The sequence below is a fragment of the Streptomyces sp. NPDC002680 genome (assembly GCF_042889145.1).
Taxonomy (GTDB): Bacteria; Actinomycetota; Actinomycetes; order Streptomycetales; family Streptomycetaceae; genus Streptomyces; species Streptomyces adonidis.
The window spans coordinates 76,648-94,832 of sequence record NZ_JBIAQP010000030.1 but is presented as its reverse complement, the minus strand read 5'-3'; the positions used below and the strand labels follow the sequence as shown (position 1 = coordinate 94,832).

Sequence of the window (18,185 nt, the reverse complement as noted above, 5' to 3'; positions counted from 1 at the left end):
GTCGGTCACCCCCTCACCACCCTGATGTTGTCCACTGCGAGATCACCGTCGGCGACCCATTCAGTGATGTTCATCCTGGCATTGTGCCGCGAACGAACCCTGCTGACCGGGACATCGAACTCGAGGACCACGTTGCCTCGGCCCTGGCGGATACCCAGTTTGTCCACCGCGTCACGCGGGCTGTACGGCTTGCCCTTCGCGGGAAGCAGGAAGACCTTGTTCTGGTCGCTCGCCCTGATGACCTTGCTCTCCAGGATGCCCCGCTTGCCGGCCGCGTTCGTGTAGTGCCGCATCCGGATGGTCGCTTCCGGCTTGGCGTTGGAGCTGCCACCACCGGCCGAAGGACAGTTGTGGACCAGAACCGGTTCGGACCCGGCAACCACGTAGTACGTGTGCAGGTTGCTGACAGTGAGGTTGTGGACAGTGGCCTGCAGCGTGGTCCACCGCTCGACGGCGGTGATGCGGACCAGGGAACCGGTGGTCGTCCGGAGCTGCTCGCCGGCCTGCAGGTCGGTCGCGTAGATCCATTCCCGCAGTTCCGGCACCCAGAAGGGGTGATGGTCGGTCGCGGTGACCTCGGCGGTCTTCGAGCCCTTTTCGCCATCGGTGTCGATGGTGACCTTGACGAGGTGCTTGATGCCCTCGCCCTTGATCTCGGCGGTGACCTCCTCGGCCTCGGTCTCGCCCGTTTCGGGGTCGGTGGCCATGACCTGGTCGCCGACCTTGATGTCCTTGATCGCCTTGGTGGAACCGTCGGCCATCAGGACCGCTGTGTCAGGTGTGAAGCTGTTGGTCGGGTCGCCGTCCTTGCAGCTGCCGCCGGAGCCGGAGTCCGACCCGCCGTCGGAGTCACCACCCGAATCGTCCTTGCCGGAATCGTCCCGGCCCGAATCGCCCCGTTTCCCGCCCGACTTGGACTCGGCCCGCCCGCCGCCGGACGACCCCTTCTGCTGGGCGGTCTTGCGGGCCTGGACCTGCGGAGTATTGCCCCGAGCGCCCTTGGAACCGGTATGGGCCTTCTTCTTCGCGGCCTCAGCCGCAGCCTTGGCCGCCTCCCTGGCCTTGCGTTTGGCCTCCGCAGCGGCAGCCTCCGCCGCCTTCTTCGCCTTGATCAGCGCGGCCTTCGCGGCCTTGGCCACCTTCATGCCGGCTTCCGCCGCCACCTTCGCCGCGCGCCACGCCTTCACAGCGCTCAGCGTGCCCTCGAAGGCCCGCCACATCTTCTTGCCCTTGGAGAAGATGCTGGTCCACGGAATCGCGTCCATCAGGAGGCTGCCGCAGGCCCACAGGTCGCCCTGCGAGAAGCAGCCGACCACGTCGTTCCAGCCGATGAACTCCTTGAACACCGCCCAGCCGACCGACAGGATCACGTCGCCGATCGAACGGGACAACGTCCGCTGATATTCGGCGATCTTCGCGTCCAGCGCCGCGATCGACGCGTCGAAGCTCGATGCCGTCGACGTCAGACCGCTCGGGTCCGCGTGCGTGACCGGGTTGTTGTTCGCGTAGGAGTAGCCGTTCGCCTGGAGCGGGTCGCTCGAATCGAGCACGGGGTCCGCGGTGATGAAACGCCCGGTCCACGGGTCGTACTCCCGCGCCCCCAGGTGCACCAGGCCCGCTGCCTTGTCGTCGTCGCCGGTGGCGAACGTCGTGTCCGAGCGGGCCGGCGTCTCGGCGGTGCGGTCGACGCCCCACGGATCCTTCTTGGTGATGCGGACCGACTGGCCGCCGTCCAACCGCACCTCGGCGAGCGGGGTGCCGTTGTGGTCGACCGCCTGGGCGAACACCTGCTCGGAGGCTCCGGTCGTGGAACTGGTCTCGCGGTAGCGCGTCACCGTCGGGGCGCCACCGAGCGAGTAGGAGCGCTCGGCGGAGCGGAGCTTGCCCGTGGCCGTCAGGGAGACGCTCGTGTCAGGCAGGTGCAGCACCGCACCGGCGCTCGAACGCTCCAGCAGACGGTTGCCCAGGGCGTCGTACACGTACGTCGTCTGTGACGCCGGCTTGAACACCTGGCCCGTCGCCGACGCCGAACACGTCGCCAGGGTCAGGTCGGTGCTGTTGGTGAGCGCCGAGGCGGACATGCACAGGCCGGTCGCGACGTGCTTGATCAGACCGGTGCTGAGGGTCTGCCAGCGCTGCGCCGTCGAGGCGTTGTCACACACCTGGACCAGGACGGCCGCGCCCGCGGCCGTGCCGTTCGGCTGTGCGCAGGCACCCGCCGCGATGAACTGTCCGATCGTGGGGTCTTCGACCGTGCCGTCGTTGTTGGTGTCGGCGGCCTTGAGACGGAAGCTCTGTGCCTTGGACGCGTTGCACACATAGATCTGAAGGACGTTGCCGGCCGTGGGGTGGCCGCCCGACAGGTCCAAACACATGTCGGACGCGCCCACCCAGGCTCCGGAGCCGTCGGGGCCGAAGCCCGTCACCGACTCGATCTGCCCGTCCCAGGTCCACTTCAGGGCCTGGGCCGTGTCGCCGCTCGTGACGCGTTCCTTGAGGTTGCCCGCCGCGTCGTAGGTCTGCGTGGAGCGGGCCTTGACCTCGGCACCGGCCGCCGTCCTGTACGTGGTGTCGTACGTGGTCAGGGTGTGCGGCTGGTCGTTCTTCTTCGTGTCATCGCTGTTGGTGCCGAAGTTGTAGTCCGTGACGACGTCGTTCTTGGTGTCGACCACCCCGGAGGTGACCGTCGGGTCGGCCTTGTGGACCGTCTTCGTCTCACGGTTGCCCAGCACGTCGTAGGTGTACGACTGCCAGTAACCGTCGTTGTTGGACGAGACGTTGACCTTGCCGTCCGAGTACACCGGCTCGGCCGTCGACTTGCCGGATGCGGTGCAGGACGCTCCGCCCGGTGTGGTCCACGCGGTCGTCAGCTGGCCGAGTGCGTCGTACGTGAAGCACTGCTGGTCGGTGGTCCCCGTGCCGATCTTGTCCGAGACGGACAGGATGTTGCCCGAGGGGTCGTAGGCGTAGGCGCGCTTGCTCACCGTGTTGCCGGTGATGGTGGCCGTGTCGGTCGCGGTCTCCCGGACGAGCTTGCTGGTGAGCAGTTCGCCGGTGGACTCGTCGAAGGAGTTGTCCTGCCAGACCCGGTGGCCGACCTCGCCCACCGTGGAGCGCATGACCTGGCCGTAGGGCGAGTAGGACGTCTCGGCGACGTACCAGTCCTGGCCGGAGAGCGTGGTGGGGAGTCCGGCCTCGTTGTAGCGGGTGATGACGGACTCGGCGCTCAGGCCGCCCACCTCGGGGGTGGTGTACTTCTCCAGCTGACCGTCGTCGTTGTACGTGTAGTTGTACGTGTACTCGGTCTTGAAGCCGTCCGCCGTCGTGCCCGATGTCGTACCGTCCGGCATCTTCATTGTCATCGACGTCGGCTGGTAGTCGGCCGTGTAGCCGGCGACCGAGGACGTGTACGCCTTGCCGTCGGTGTAGCGAGTCGCCGAGGCGAGCTGGCCCTTGCCGCCGGGGGCGGAGTCGTAGACATAGGACTGGACCGCCGTGCCGGAAGTGGCTCCCACCGCGGTGAACTTGATCTCCGACACCCGGTTGTAGCGCTCGTAGCTGTAGGAGACCTTCTGCCCGAGGGCGTCCGTCGCCGTGTCGACCCGGCCGTAGGCGTCGTACGTGGTGTGGGTGGCGCCGGTGTCGGGGTCGGTCGTGTCGGTGACGCGGCCCAGCGCGTCGTACTTCCAGGTGCGGGTGTGGCCCACCTCGTCGGTGGACGTGGTCATGTCGCCGCGCAGGTCGTACTCGTACGTGGTGGAGATCGCCCCGGCCTCGGTCAGCGCCGTGTCGCTGTACGTGTCCTGCTGCACCGTGCGGCCCAGCGCGTCCGTCCACACCCGGGAGCCGGGCGTGCCCTTCGGCTGGCGGACGATCGTGTAGTCGAGGCCGTACTGGTAGCGGGTACGGCGGTCCGTCGTCGGCACTGTGGTGTTGCCGTCCGCGGCCGGTTCACCGGTCTGCGCGAAGGAGTGCTGGACGGGGGTGACCGTGAGGACGCGGCCCAGGCCGTCGTACGTGTAGGTGGTCGCGTTGGGAACCTGCGACTCGGAAACGGGAACGATCAGGTCGGTGCCGGGGTCGCCCGCCATGTAGTAGGCGTTGCGGGTGAAACTGACCTGGCCGGCCGCGTTGTGGAAGGTGTCGGTGATCAGCTTGCCGCCACCCACCGCCGGGGTCTGGGACTGCCGTTCGCGGCCCAGGCCGTCGTAGATCGCGGTGGAGGTGGAGTACACGCCGTCGCCGGACGCGCTGCTGGGGTTGTCCTTCAGCGACTCGGTGACCACGGACACGGGCTTGCCCTCGACCGTGTTGTACGTGTACCGCGCGGTCGGGTCGTCCGTAGCGGGCTGGGTCGGGTCCCAGGCTGCCGTCGTGCGGCCCAGCGGGTCGTACGTGTACGACGTGGCGCGGCCGTTGGGGTCGGTCGAGGTCAGGGTGGCGCCACGGCCGGGCTCCACGGTGGTGACCGTGGTGAGGCCCGTCTCCACGCTGTCCACGACCTTGGTTCCCTGAACCGTCGTGATCTTGTAGACCTGGCCGGAGGACGGCGTGTAGGTCGTGGTGTTCGCCAGCCCGGTCGCGTCGGTGACCTTCGCGACTCGGCCGAACTCGTCGTATTCCGTGCGCGACTCGGGGGTGGCCGAATCCCAGACCGTACCCGCCGTCGTCGGCGTCACCGTCTTGGTGATCTGCCCCTTGGAGGGGGTGGCGGTGAGGGTTGTGGCGCTGTCGTAGAAGACCTGCGAACCCGAGAGCAGCGTCGAAGCCGTCGCCGCCGACAGGTCGGTCGAACAGGTCGAGGTACCGGTCGTGGTGAGCGTCTGGCTGACCAGGCCGACCAGATAGACGCTGTCCGTGGCCCCGGAGTTGTTGTGCACGTACGACGTACGCGTGCACGACTCGTCGTTGGGCTTCGCCACGTCGCCGAACTCTCGAACCTCGGTAGGCAGACCGTACGTCGAGTCGTAGTCCGTCTCCGTCCGTTCCGTCCGCAGCGTCGCCGAATCCCCCGGCCGCGTACCCGACGACTTGGTCACCGTCTTGACGGCACCCAGAGTCACCCGCTCCGAGACCACGTCCGGCCCGTCCGTGCGATCCCGCGTAGCCAACCGCACCGGCGCATCCGGATAGTTGACCGTCCGCGACAGCCACCCCGACGCCGTCGACGCACCCGAGTCCGGATAAGTCAACGACTCCGCGACCATCCCCGCATACGCCTTGCGGTCGGTCGCGATGTCCGCGCCCGTGACGTCCTGGACCGCGAACGAGCGCTTGACGTCGTCGCTCGAGTCCTTCGGCGTGCTGTCGTCCAGGACGTCGTCGCTCATGCCCCGGAAGTAGCGCGTCACCGACTTCGACGCCACGCTGCCGTCCGGTGCCGACGGGACGCCCGAGATCGTCGTGATCACCGGGTAGCCGCGCCAGTCGTCCCAGGTGCGGGTCTTCGGGCGGGAGAACTCCGCCTGGTTCTTGGCCCAGAGGGCGCCTACCGTCTTGTTGGACGTGTCGGTGTCGTACTCGTATGTCGTCGTGACGTCTGTGGCGTCAGCCAACTGCGGGTACTCCGTGATCGACTCGACCACGTACTTGTGGAACCACGAGATCCGCTTGTCGGTCAGTTCGCCGTCCGCGTGCCAGTAGGCCGGGTAGCAGCGCAGGGTGTTCTTGTCGACCGCCGGGAAGTTGTCGCCTGTCGCGCAGGCGCCCTCCGGTGCCTTGTACGTGACGTGCGTCCGGCCTCCGTACTCCGAGACCACGTCCTGGATGCGCAGGCGGCCGAACAGGGGGTCCGTGTCGCCCGTTGCCTTCTTGACGCGGTTGGGCAACACCAGCTTGTTGCGGCCGAAGATCACCGGGTTCAGGCGGTCCGTCGAACCGTCCACCGCGTAGCCGGTGCGGGTGATCGACTCCAGCCAGAGTGCCGTGTATTCGCCCGTCAGGCCCCACGGGAACGACTGGGCCAGGCTCCAGGAGTCCACCTTCGAGAGGGCGGTCGTGCCGTACGTCGAGTCGTCGATGCCGCAGGCGTTGCGGGCGCCCGTGTCGTCCGTGGAGTTGTACTCCGTCAGCTTCACGCCCTGCTCGCGCTGGGCGCACGCCGTCACCGTCGCCAGGCGCTTGCGCGACCAGAACGTGGGGGCGTACGTCGAGCACTTCGAACCTGTTTTGCACGCCAGGTCTGCCGGGGTGTCGAACCACGGGCGGGTCAGGTACGACTGCTTCGAGTCGAAGCTCGTGGTCGAGCAGTCCCAGGTGTTGTCGCCGTCCTTCTCGAAGCAGCGCTCCTGGGCCGTGAACTTCATCCGGCCGAGCGGTTCAGTGGTGAACAGGGTGTTCGCGCGCTGGCCGTAGTCGATGCGGGAGAGGTAGCCGGCCCGGTCGTACTCGACCGCCTTCGCCTCCTTGTTGTTCTTGGCGTAGGCGTTGGTCTCCTTGTGCCACCACAGCGACATCGCGTTGCCGTTGAGGTCGACGACGTAGTCGAGCTGGAAGCGCCAGCCCTGGTCGCAGAAGGAGTCCTCGAACTTGGTGGCGTGGCACGGGTCGCTGCTGTGGTTGCCGGCGACCGGCACGTTCAGGACCGACTTGGTCTCCTCCTTGCCGGAGGTCCAGCCCGGCAGGCGGTTCATGCCGAAGTAGTACTGGGTGCCGTCGCTGGTGGTGACCCGCCAGAACTCCCCGTTGTTGTCACCGTTGTTGGAGCTGGCGATGCCGGTGATACGGGTGTAGTCGGCCGAAGTCAGCAGTTCCACGCGGGTGTTGTCGCCGCGGGAGGTCTTCCACGTTCCGTCGGCGTCGGCGCGCACCAGCTCGGTCGTCGTGCCGTTCAGCGTCAGGACCGCGTTGTTCGAGCCCCAGCACTGGTCGCCCGTGAAGTGCTTGTCGTTGTTCGCGTCGGCCGTGTCCGCCGCGCAGCCCACGAAGGTGCGGGTGATCGCGCCGGGGTTGTAGTCCCAGCCTTCGCCGATCCACGAGACCTGGTTGTTGGTGCCGGACGTACGGCCGTCCGAGGACTGGGAGTTGTAGCTCAGCGTCACGTTCGGGGACGGGCCGGACGGGACCTGCGGGCCCGCCATCGTGTACGCGTACGTGAACGCGCCGGACGAGCCGCCCTGCGACCACGTGCCCGCCGAGGACAGCGGGGTCGCGGCGAAGTCGCCGCCCGAGCCGGCGCCGTAGGAGGTGCCGACCAGCAGACCGCCTGCGGAGTCGGCCACCTGCTGCACGCCGGTCGCGCTCTCACCGCGCCATACCGCCGAGTCGACCGATCCGTCGTCGGTGCTCGCGGCCGTGGAGGCGCTCGTCGACGTGGCCGTGGACACCGAGGCCAGGGCGGCGGTGTCGACGGTCAGGTTGAGCAGGGTCTCCTGGATGTCCTTGGTGGTCGCCGTGGAGTCGGAGGTTTCGTCGGTCGCGGTGTCCTCGCCTGGGTCCGCCTCCGAGCCGGAGTCGTCGCCGCCCGCGTCTACCGAGACGGTCACCTCGTCGGTGGTGCGCTCGACCTCGGTGGTCACCGGGATGCCCGTCGAGCACGCCTCTTCCTCCGGCGTGGTCGCGTAGCAGGCCGGCATCAGGGCGAAGGACAGGCGGTCCAGCCACTGCGCGCTGTACGTCTCGGCGAAGCGGGTCGCGTCGATCTGGATGACCGCGTTGCCGGTGGCGGTGTCGGGGGCGTCGACCTGGAGCAGCACACCCTGCGTACCGGCGGCCACCGCGTCGGCCTCGGGCTCGACCGTGACGTTCCAGGCACCTTCGAGGGAGTCGGCCTGGGCCTGTGTCGCGCCGTCGGGTGCGGTGACACCGACGGTCAGCGTGCCGTCGGTGGAGGCGGCGACCGGCTTGGGCGTGCCGCCCGCGGTCACGTCGGCGACCGGGGCGGTCACGTCGACGGCCTCGGGGACCTCGACCACGGCCGCCGGGGCGTAGTCCGTCAGCTTCTCCAGCGCGGGCGCTTCGAGCTGCTCCAGCTTGTCGGTCTTGGTCTCGTCGAGCGGGACGGTGTCCGTCTCCTGCAAGTCGTCCAGCTCGACCGTCGTACGGGCGTCGTTGTCGGGGCCGAACGCCACGGCGCCCTGCAACGAGGCGACGTTGAGGGCGAGGAAAACGGCGGCGACGACTCCTAGTCGCGCTCTTCGGCGGAACAGCCGATCACGTGGCGATCTCTCCGTCAGCCAACCTTTGCCGCACCACGACAAACCCCCACGCATGGCCGGAACGACCTTTCCCCGTTTCCCCGTATCACCGTGTGCCGCAGGCCATCCGGAAAACGTTCGGAGTGATGGCACACGGTGATCAATGACGGGATGAAATTGACGCGTCGTGAAGATCTGCGTCAAGGCCAGATAAGTTTGTGTTAGCTATGTCACGCGCCAAAATCAGACAAAGAACAGCAAAGAATCTCCATACCCCACAGTCACTTACGCCCCTCCTACTTCTCGGCTTCACAGGGGTGTTGATCTCGCCGGGGTGGCTTGCACATACTCCACACGTCCAAAACGGGGGGTCGTGCGTTCAAGCGAGGCCCAAGGACAACGGGAGAAGGGTCCCTTGAGCGACCACGACAGTCATGACATTTCATCAGAAACCCCTGACAGACGGGGAGTTCGACGCGGCGTCGCCGCCGCGGTCGCCCTCGCGCTGCTCGCCGGCGGTGCCACCGTCCTGGCCCTGAGCGACGACGGGCCGGCCCCGGAGAAGTCACCCGCGGCAGGCGCGAAGGCCAAGGCGGCGAAGAGCGAGGCCGGCGCCGAGGACACGGCTCAGAAGAAGGCCCGTAAGACCGGCAAAAAGGTCGAAGTGGCCGCGCTGACCGACGAGTTCTCCCAGACCTTCGCCAATCCCGACGGCTCGTTCACGTATACGGCCTCTGTCGCGCCGGTGCGGGCGAAGAACGCCAAGGGGAAGTGGGCGCCGGTCGATGTCTCGCTCCGGGAGGGAAAGGCCGGCTGGTCCACCGTCAACAGCCCGTATCCCGTGACTTTCACGTCGGGGGACTCGGACTTCGCGCCTCCCACAGGAAACTCAAAGGTAAATAACGCGGGCTTTTCCGGTAAAACCACGGTCAATCACGCCGCCTTCACCACCTCCACCCACGGAAACGGCCCGAACTCCTCAGGTGAATTCCAGGTGAACGGCACGCATTCCGCCGACACCGTCGCCGACGACGCCGAGAACACCTGGACCCCGCTCCTGACGATGTCCGCCGAGGGCCACGAGATCCAGGTCGAGTGGCCCGGCGGGCTTCCCGAGCCGGTCGTCGAGGACAACAGGGCACTGTACGAGAACGTGCTGCCCGACGTGGACCTGATGCTGACCGCGCGGGACACCGGGTACACCCACGTCCTGGTCATCCACACCCCGGAAGCCGCCGCCGCACTGGCCGCCGACCCGCCGCGCTACCGCTTCACCTCGCCCACCCTCGCCTTCTCGCTCGACCCGTCCACCGACGTCGTGCACGGCAAGGACAAGGACGGCAACGAGGTGGCCGTCTCGCCCACCCCGTTCCTGTGGGACTCGGCGGGCACGCACGACTCGGACACCCCGGCCGCCGACCCGGACGCCGCCACCGGAAGCAACGAGGACACCGAGGACGTAGAGGCCTGGACCTCGGAGGTGGACGAGTCCGCCGAGGCCAACCCCGAGGAGAACGCCGGGAGTTCGTCGGACGACTCCGACTCCCAGCTCGCCGGCGCGGACATCGACCCCGCCGCCTACGCGCTCCCGGCCGCCGCCGCGAACGAGACCCTCGCGCTGCCCGCCGTGAACGGGCCCGGCGAGGGCGCGCACGCCACCACCGCGGGGGCCTCCCTGAACCAGGTCAGCCGCGTCCTGACCATCGACCCGCCGAGCGGATACCTCGACGGGACCGGTGCCAAGGCCCCGGTGTACCCGCTGTTCCTGGACCCCTCCACCACCGCGACCCGGTCCAACTGGACCACCGCGTACAAGAAGTTCCCCAGCTCCAGCTTCTACGACGGCGCCAACTACAACCAGGACACCAAGGAAGCCCGTGTCGGCTTCGAGCGGGACACCTGGGGCACCGCCCGGTCGTTCTTCAAGCTCAAGCTCCAGAAGGCCATCAAGGGCGCGGACGTCTCCAGCGCCACCCTGAAGGTCCTGGAGACCCACTCCTGGTCGTGCAGCAAGCGCACGATGCAGGTGTGGCGCACCGGCGCCTTCTCCAGCTCCACCACCTGGAACAAGCAGCCCAGTTGGAGCCGGAAAATCACCTCGAAGTCGTTCGCGTACGGCTGGAAGTCCAACAGCTCCTGCCCCGACACGAACGTCAACTTCACCGTCACCTCGCTGGCCCAGGAGGCCGCGGACGCCGGCTGGACCTCCTTCAACATCGGTCTGGTGGCCTCTACTTCGTCCTCCGCGCCGACCGGTTCGGCGTCGAGCCTGGAGACGGACACGTACTCCTGGAAGAAGTTCAAGGCCGAGGGCGAGGGCTCGCCGTCGGTGGCCATCACCTACAACCGCAAGCCCGGCCTGCCGACCTCGGTCACCATGAGCCCCGGCTACTGCGACACCAGCGCGTCGCCCTACATCAGCCTCGGCAAGACCGTCCCGACGATCAGCGCCAAGGCCACCGACCCCGACAGCGACCTCGCCAAGCTGGAGTTCGAGGTCTGGCGCGAAGGGTCGTACGACGCCACCCACAAGTACTTCTCCGACGCCGTGGACGACGGCGAGACCGCCTCGGTCAAGCTCGACTCCACCAAGTTCACGCTGGCCAACGGCTACAAGTACGTGTGGCGGGTGCGGTCCTGGGACGCGAAGGTCAGCAGCGCCTGGTCGCCCACGAGCGGCGCCGGGCTTTGCCGCTTCGCCTACGACAGCGATCTGCCCGACTCGCCCACCAAGGTCACCTCGGCGCAGTTCCCGGCCGACACCGAGAACGACAGCAACGGCGAGGTCTGGTCCACGGTCAAGTTCGGTACCGCCGGTGACTTCACCTTCACCAAGGGCGCCGACTCCGACATCGTGAAGTTCGTCTTCTCCGTCAACAACACCACCTACAACTACTACGCCTGCGCGGGCACCAAGCAGGGCACGGGCGCGGCGACCTGCACCACCGCCATCACCTCGACGGAGAACTACACCGGGTTCCAGCCCCCCGCGGCCGGCCCCAACACCCTCTACGTCAAGGCCGTCGACTCGGCGGGCAACATCTCGCCGAACCCGTACAAGCACACCTTCTACGTCACCCCGCGCCCGACCGCCGACGCGGCCGGCGACCTCAACGGCGACGGCTCCCCCGACTACGGGCACGTCACCGCCGCCGGGAACCTCTGGATCAACACGACGGACCAGGCCGGCAAGTGGAACGTCAGCTCCTGGGGCACCCACGACAACGGCACGCTGCTGCGGGACGCGGGCACCGCCCCGCACATCTGGAACGGCGACAGCGCGGCCCCCGCGTACTCGCTGGTGACCCACAACGGCGACTTCGCGCCCGGCGACGGTGTCACCGACTGGGTGATCCGCACCCCCGACAACCGGCTCTTCATCTACCCGGGTGACGGCTACGGCGCCATCAACGTCAGGGAGCGCGTCGAGGTACGGCTGCCCGCCAACATGCCGGCCCCGTCCACCTGGTCCGAGATGAAGGCGGCCGGCGACCTCACGGGCGACGGCCAGCCCGAGCTGTTCGTCGCGGGCGGCGTCAACGGCGCCGAGCTGTGGATCCTGTCCGGCTACACGGGCGGCGCCTTCACCACCGCCACCCAGCACACCACCACCTCCTGGGAGGGCCGGGACTTCGTGGCCATCGCCGACTACAACGGCGACAAGGCGATGGACATGACGTACCGGACCGCGGCGGGCAACATCATCCTGCGCAAGGGCATCCTCGGCAGCGACGGGGTGAGCACGGTCCTCAGCAGCCTGGGCACCTCGGGCGGCAGCCTGGACGGCGACGACACCTACGGCGCCACCTCGTTCACGGTCGCCAACTACCCGCTGGTGTACGGCAGTCCGGACCTCACCGACGACGGCATCCCGGACATGCTGGCGACCAACACCGCCGGCGCTCTGCTCCTGTTCGCGGGCACCGCCACCGCCAACGACGCGTCCCCGGACACGCTGGACGCGGACGGGTGGACGACGGTGAGGCAACTGGGCTAGCAGCCGGCAGTACGACGAGGGGCCCTGTCCATCCGGCCGGATGGACAGGGCCCCTCGTCGTATGTCAGGCGGCCGGTGTCGGCGACCCGGTCGCGGTCGTCGCCTCGCCCTTCGCCAACGGCCACTCCTGGTGCAGCTCCCCCAGCGGAATCCGGTGCTGGAAGATCGGCGTACCGAAGATGGTCAGCTGGATCTGGAGGGCGCCGGAGAGATCCACGCCCCCGTACAGCGCCCAAGAGCCGCTCGCCGATCCCGTCCCGTCGCTCGACCCCTCGGCCGCCGCGTCCGCCTCCACCCGGAGATACGGGGCGAGGTCGGCGCTGACACCGACGGTGCCGTAGAGACCGATCGACGCCTCCGCGCCCAGCGACGCCTTGACGTCACCGGTCGCCGTGACGCTCACGTCCAGCGGCGTGCCGGTCATCGCGGACTCGCTGACCGGCGTCCAGCCCTTGCTCCAGGAGAAGCTGCCGCCGACGCGGAAGTCGCCCTTGAGGTCCTGCTCGACGTCGACGGTCACCGTGCCGTCGGCGGCGACCTGGAAGTAGCAGACCAGATCGAGGTTGACGACGATCGGGACCGGGCCCGCCTGGATGACGGGGTCGGCGTGCAGCTCCGCGAAGGGGATGCGCAGCGGCTTGCCGTCGGTCGTGGTGGTCCCGGCCGCGCGGCCCTTCAGCGACCACTGCGAGGCCCAGTCACCGGTCAGCCCGAGGAAGGCACCGCCGGGCGCGGCCCCGGTCCCGCTGCCGGAACCGTCGTACGAGAAGGCGACCTCGGGCGCGAGCTGCACGAAGCCCTGCACGGAGGCCGCCGCCGAGGCGGGAGCGCCCTCGGCCGTGGCGATCGCGGCACCCACGTCGATACGCAGGCTCCCCAGCGGGAGCTTGGCGCCCTCGGGGCCGAAGGTGAGGTCGCCGGTCTTCGCCCAGGAGACCTTCACGCCCTCGACGAGCGGCTCGACCTCGATGGCGGCCGGGTCGACCGGAACCTCGCCCTCGGCCTTGGACTCACCGAGTACGGAGCTGAGTTCGGCGGCCTTGGTGATGACCTCCGTCCCGCCGCTCGCGTCCTCGCCGACGACCTTCGTCACCTCGGCCAGCAGACCGTCGGGCGCACCGGGAGCGGGCGCACTGGCGATGACGTCACCGACGGCGACGGGGGCGGTCGTCTCCGACGTGGGAGACGAGGACGGGGTGGCGGTGCCGTCGGCCGGGGCAGTCACCGACTTGGCGGCGATGACCGCCCGCCCGCTCTTCTTGTCGTACGAGGCGACCTTGAGCGACGACTTCCGCGCCGCGTCGCCGGTCTCCGTGGCGTCCTGGGTGGCCAGGGCGGTCGGCGCCGACTTGCCCAACGGGGCCTGTACGACGGCGAGTTGATCCGGTGTGGAGGAGGCGGCGGGGGTCTCGGCCGCAGCCGCGCCCGCGTTGTCGGTCTCCGTCGACGAGCTTGCGGAGCAGCCGGTGGTGAGCAGGGCGGCGACGGCGACGGACGCCAACAGGGCATGTCTGGTGAGCTTGTGCACGCGTGGGGGTCCTCGGGATCGAGTTGATCGAACTGGGGGACGGGGCACGGGGGTTGGGGTGGAACACGAATGGTTACCCCTCAGTAGCCACGCATGAGCATGCCAGCACCGCGCACCCCGCGAGGCACGCTTCCTTCACTTTCTTCACATCACACGCCAGTGATGTGGATCACTCCCCGGCTCGCTGTTCTCCGTCGAGGCGGTACTGCTCCGACTGCACCAGATACATCCGCCGGAACAGCCCCGGCCCCTCGCCCTCGGTCCTCATCAGGTCGTCGAACGTGCCGTGTTCGGCGACCCGGCCCCGTTCCAGGACGTAGATCTCGTCCGCGTGCCGGACGCTGTGCAGCCGGTGGGTGATCAGGATGATCGTCTGGCCGGCCGCGGCGAGGCTGCGGATCTGGTCGAAGACGCGCTGCTCGGTCTCCGCGTCCAGGGCGCTGGTCGGTTCGTCGACGACGAGGATGCGGGCGTCGCGGTGCCGGGCGCGGGCGATACCGAGGCGCTGCCACTGGCCGCCGGAGATCTGGTGGCCGCCCTTGTATCCCCGGGCGAGGAGGGTGTCCCAGCCCCGGGGCAGGGCGGCGATGGTCTCGTCGGCGCCCGCGTACTCGGCGGCGGCGCGCAGGAGTTCGTCCCCGTGCGGGGCGTCGGGGCGGCCGATCGCGATGTTGACGCGGGCCGTGAAGGGCCACCGGTAGAAGTCCTGGGCGACGACCGCGATCCGGTCGAAGAGGTCGGTGCGGTCCAGCTCGGTGGAGTCGAGCCCGTCCCAGAGGATACGGCCGGCGTCGGGCGCGTACAGCCCGCACAGCAGCTTGGCCAGGGTCGACTTCCCACTGCCGTTGTTGCCGACCAGCGCGACGATCCGGCCGGTGGGGATGGTGACGTTCACGGCGTCGAGGGCGGGTTCGGTGGCCGTGCCCGGGTAGGTGAAGGAGACGTTCTCGAACCGGATGGCGTCGACGCGGGCGGGCAGTTTGACACCCGTCTCGGGGATGAGCCGCCGGTCCGCCTCCTGGCACAACCGCTCCAGGTCGGCCACGAACAGGCTTTCCTCGTAGAGGTAGTTGAGCTGGACGACGAGCGCCTCCAGGTTGGCGGACCCGGTCCGGATGGCGATGACGGCCGTACCGGCGACGGCCAGATCCATGGCCCCGGTCCACAGCAGCAGCCCGAGCACGCCGTACGCACCGGCGGTCGTGATCCCCGTCCACCCGGAGGCGATCAGCCCGGTACGGGCGGCCAGCGAGGCCAGCCGGGTCTGTTCCCGCTCCCCCGTCTCGGCCATGGTCCGGAAGTGCCGCAGCAGGAACGGCCCGATGTTGTGCACCCGCACCTCGGGCGCGGCCTCGGTGTCGATCAGCAGCCGCGCCAACAGCTGCCCCGCGCGGGCGTGTTGAACCCAGGTGTGGAAGGAGACGTAGCGCCGACGGGCGATGGTGAGCGCGCTCCAGGCGCTGGGCAGCGTCATCAGCGCGAGGAGGGGCAGCAGGGCCGGATGCAGCACGGTGAGCACACCGGCGGCGGCGATCAGCGCGATGGTCGCGGTCATGACGGACGTACAGAACCGGATCATGCGCCGCGCGGACTCGGCGCCCCACTGGGCGGAGTCGAGCAGTTTATGAAACTCCTCGTCCTCGACGGCGGCCAGCTCCACCCGGGCCACCCGCTCCAGATACTCCTCGGTCGCCACCCGGAACACCTTGGGCTCAAGGCGCCCGGTACCGGCGGTGGACGCGGACCGCAGCAGCGCCCCGACGAGCGAGGTGACCGCGACGACGACCAGCGCCGGTACGGCGTCCCGCAGCCGGTCGGTAGTGGCCCCGCCGCCGAGCAGCTGGGCGAGCACCCGGTTGACGGCCACCAGCCCGACGGCCTGCGCCACTCCCCCGCCCAACTCCGCGACGGCGACGGTACGCAGGGCGCGCGGGTCGGCGCGGTGGGCGAGCCGGATGGTGGCGCCGATCAGCCGGGGCATCCGCGCGACCATGGTCCGCAGCCCCAGCTCCAGGAACGACCCCTGATGCTGGTTGAACCCCATGTCGTACCGCAACGGCCCTCCGAACAACAGCCGTTCGGACTCGGAGACACCGTCGTCAGTGCCGGACTCCCCCTCGGTCGCCTGCTCCGCCTTCTTCGTACGTTCGTCACGCGTCGTCATCCGGGTGGGTCCCCCTTGGCGAGCCGGTCGAGTCGCGCCCACGCGGCCCAGGCGCATAGGTCACGCCCTGTTCTTCCCGCGCCACGGGCGTGGCGCACTCGTTCCCGGGCCTGCCGCGCTCCGCTCGCCGCCCCGCCACCACCAGCCCCACCGTCACGCACACCGACCCCGCAGCCATCACCGTCATCGCCGCGCCAGGGGACGTGAGTTGGGCGATCGTGCCCGCCAGGGCCGCGCTCACGCCCTGCATCGTGAGCATCCCGGCGGAGTGCAACCCGAGGGCGTGGCCGGAGAGTTCGGGCGGGGTGAGGGACATCAGGCGTTCCTGCTGGACGAGGCTGGCGCCGTACCCGACCGAGGCCACGCACACCGTCAGCGCGGCCACCCACGCCCCGGGTCCGAAGGCGAAGAGCAGGTTCGGCACGGCCAGCAACAGGAGGAGCGGCACGGCCAGTTGGCGCCGCACCCGGGGTGGCACGAACCGGCCGATCGTCACGTCCCCGATCAGCATGCCGAGGGCCGCGCAGGCGAAGAGGGTGCCGGCGGAGCCGGGGTCGTAGGAGACGTACAGGGACTCGACGCCGACGACCAGGCCGTTGGGGATCCAGAGGCCGAGGTAGGTGAGGCGGCGCGGGCGTACCGACCACAACTGGGCGTTCGTGCGCCAGGTTTGGGCGATGGACGGGCGGCCGGAGGCACGGGGTGGCCGGTGGGTCAGGCCGACGGCGGCGACCAGGGCGGCGACCAGGTGGAGGGCCGCAGCGAGCAGGAGCGTGACCTGTGGGGAGAAGGCCGCGACCAGGATGCCGCCGGTCGCGTAACCGGCGATCTGCATCAGTCCGTTCGCCATGTTGAAGACCGAACGCCCCAGCAGATAGCTCCCTTCGCCCTTCTTGGCGAGGATCTCGTTCAGCAGGCCCCAGCCGACCCCGCCGCCCAGCGACGCGATCAGGCCGAGGAGGAAGACGATCCCGAAGAGCGCCCAGATCGGGAGCCCTGGTATCGCCATCGCCGCCGTACCGATCGCGAAGCCCAGCGCGATGCCCGTCAGCGTCGCGCGCGGCGGCAGGCGGTCGGCGGCCGAGAGGAGCGTGGTCGCGCCCAGCACCTGGGCCAGTTGGGGACCGAACATGCTCAGGGCGGTGAGGAGCGGGGAGCCTGTGGCGCGGTACGTGAGAGTTCCGCGGGCCAGGCCGCCGACCGTCGACGCGGCCAGCCGCAACGATGCGGACAGGAAAAGCGTGGTGAATTCGGGCGTGCGGAAGAGAACGGAGTAACTGCGCATGCGCGGAGTCTGCGAGGACGCGCAGGGCGGTCGTTATTGTTTCGCGTACGCGCGAAACCGCGGGACAACGGGGAAGGGCGGGGGCCTTGGGCTGGTGGAAGGTCAACGCCGACACCCTCGCCGGGAGCCGGTTCGTCATCTCCCCGCTCGCCGAGACCTTCGCGAGCCTCAGACTGCTGCACTACGCCACGGCCGCCCACCCCGGCGAGCGCGCCTGGCTGGACGCCCACCTGCCCGCGTACCGCCGCCACCTCGCCGACAACCCCGTGACCGCCCTCCTCTTCCGCGCAGGTCTCGGCCGGGACTGGATCGCCGACTTCCTCATCCCCACCCCCAAGGACCGGGAGACCGTCGCCGAGGGCGTCGCGCGGATCCGTACCGCCACCGCCACGGAAGCCCACGCCAACCTCACCCGCTCCCTCCTGGGCCCGCTCCCCGCCGCCCTCGCCGACCGGGACGACCTGCCCGAACTCGCCGCCGACCTGATGGAGTACGTGTGGGAGGACGCCGTACGCCCGTACTGGGACCGCCGACGCCGGATCCTCGAAGCCGACGTCGTCGCGCGGACCGCTCGCGTCGGTCAGGTCGGCTGGGCCGCCGTCCTGGACGCGCTGCGGCCCGGCACACGCTGGCTCGGTGGCGACCGGCTCCAGATCAACCTGTACGCGAACCCGCCCCGCGAGATCGCCGGCGCCGAGCTGGTCTTCGTACCCGTGACACCGAAGTCGGGGTGGGTGGCGTGGGAGGAGCCGGAGCGGTACGCCGTGATCTACCCCTGCGCGGGGGCGCTGGCCGAGCACGGCGGGCGTACGGCGCCGCCCGCTGCCCTCGGGGCACTCCTCGGGCCGGCCCGAAGCACCGTGCTCGTCCTCCTCGACTCGCCCCACAGCACCACCCAGCTGACCGCCGTGACCGGGCAGGCGCTCGGCTCGGTCGGGCGGCATCTGCGGGTGCTGTTGGACGCGGGGCTGGTGGAGCGGCGGCGGGCGGGGCGGTCGGTGCTGTACTCGCGTACGGCGGCCGGTGAGGTCTTGGTCACGGCTTCGGGGGCGGGAGCCTCGACCGACAACTAGCGG

6 protein-coding genes are annotated in these 18,185 nt (G+C 69.3%); 2 read left to right on the top strand and 4 right to left on the bottom strand.

Annotated elements, in window-relative coordinates; genetic code table 11:
• Positions 1-5 precede the first annotated feature (5 nt).
• Positions 6-8,081 carry a polymorphic toxin-type HINT domain-containing protein gene (locus ACFYXF_RS48990; RefSeq protein WP_389360353.1) on the bottom strand — a complete coding sequence of 2,692 codons (8,076 nt, stop codon included), beginning with the start codon at positions 8,079-8,081 and terminating at the stop codon, positions 6-8.
• Positions 8,082-8,550: 469 nt separating this feature from the next.
• On the opposite strand from ACFYXF_RS48990, the gene ACFYXF_RS48985 reads away from it, so the two are divergent.
• Positions 8,551-12,132, top strand: coding sequence for an FG-GAP-like repeat-containing protein (locus ACFYXF_RS48985; protein ID WP_389360351.1), 3,582 nt, complete (start codon positions 8,551-8,553; stop codon positions 12,130-12,132).
• A 64-nt stretch (positions 12,133-12,196) separates the two neighbouring features.
• On the opposite strand, the gene ACFYXF_RS48980 is transcribed toward ACFYXF_RS48985, so the two are convergent.
• From ACFYXF_RS48980 to ACFYXF_RS48970, 3 genes are all read right to left on the bottom strand, one after another.
• Entirely contained in the window at positions 12,197-13,660 is a 1,464-nt protein-coding gene (locus ACFYXF_RS48980; RefSeq protein WP_389360349.1) for a hypothetical protein, read from the bottom strand.
• A 169-nt stretch (positions 13,661-13,829) separates the two neighbouring features.
• Complete coding sequence (locus tag ACFYXF_RS48975; protein ID WP_389360385.1) at positions 13,830-15,704, bottom strand: ABC transporter ATP-binding protein; 1,875 nt, start codon at positions 15,702-15,704, stop codon at positions 13,830-13,832.
• Positions 15,705-15,810: 106 nt separating this feature from the next.
• Positions 15,811-17,109, bottom strand: coding sequence for an MFS transporter (locus tag ACFYXF_RS48970; protein ID WP_389360347.1), 1,299 nt, complete (start codon positions 17,107-17,109; stop codon positions 15,811-15,813).
• Positions 17,110-17,195: 86 nt separating this feature from the next.
• On the opposite strand from ACFYXF_RS48970, the gene ACFYXF_RS48965 reads away from it, so the two are divergent.
• Positions 17,196-18,182: an ArsR family transcriptional regulator gene (locus ACFYXF_RS48965; RefSeq protein ID WP_389360345.1), complete on the top strand. Its 987-nt coding sequence runs from the start codon at positions 17,196-17,198 to the stop codon at positions 18,180-18,182.
• Positions 18,183-18,185 lie beyond the last annotated feature (3 nt).

What these genes read in the sequence shown, in the direction of transcription:
- ACFYXF_RS48970 (WP_389360347.1), bottom strand. Translation starts at nt 17,109, where the DNA reads ATGCGCAGTTACTCCGTTCTCTTCCGCACGCCCGAATTCACCACGCTT.
- ACFYXF_RS48975 (WP_389360385.1), bottom strand. Translation starts at nt 15,704, where the DNA reads ATGGGGTTCAACCAGCATCAGGGGTCGTTCCTGGAGCTGGGGCTGCGG.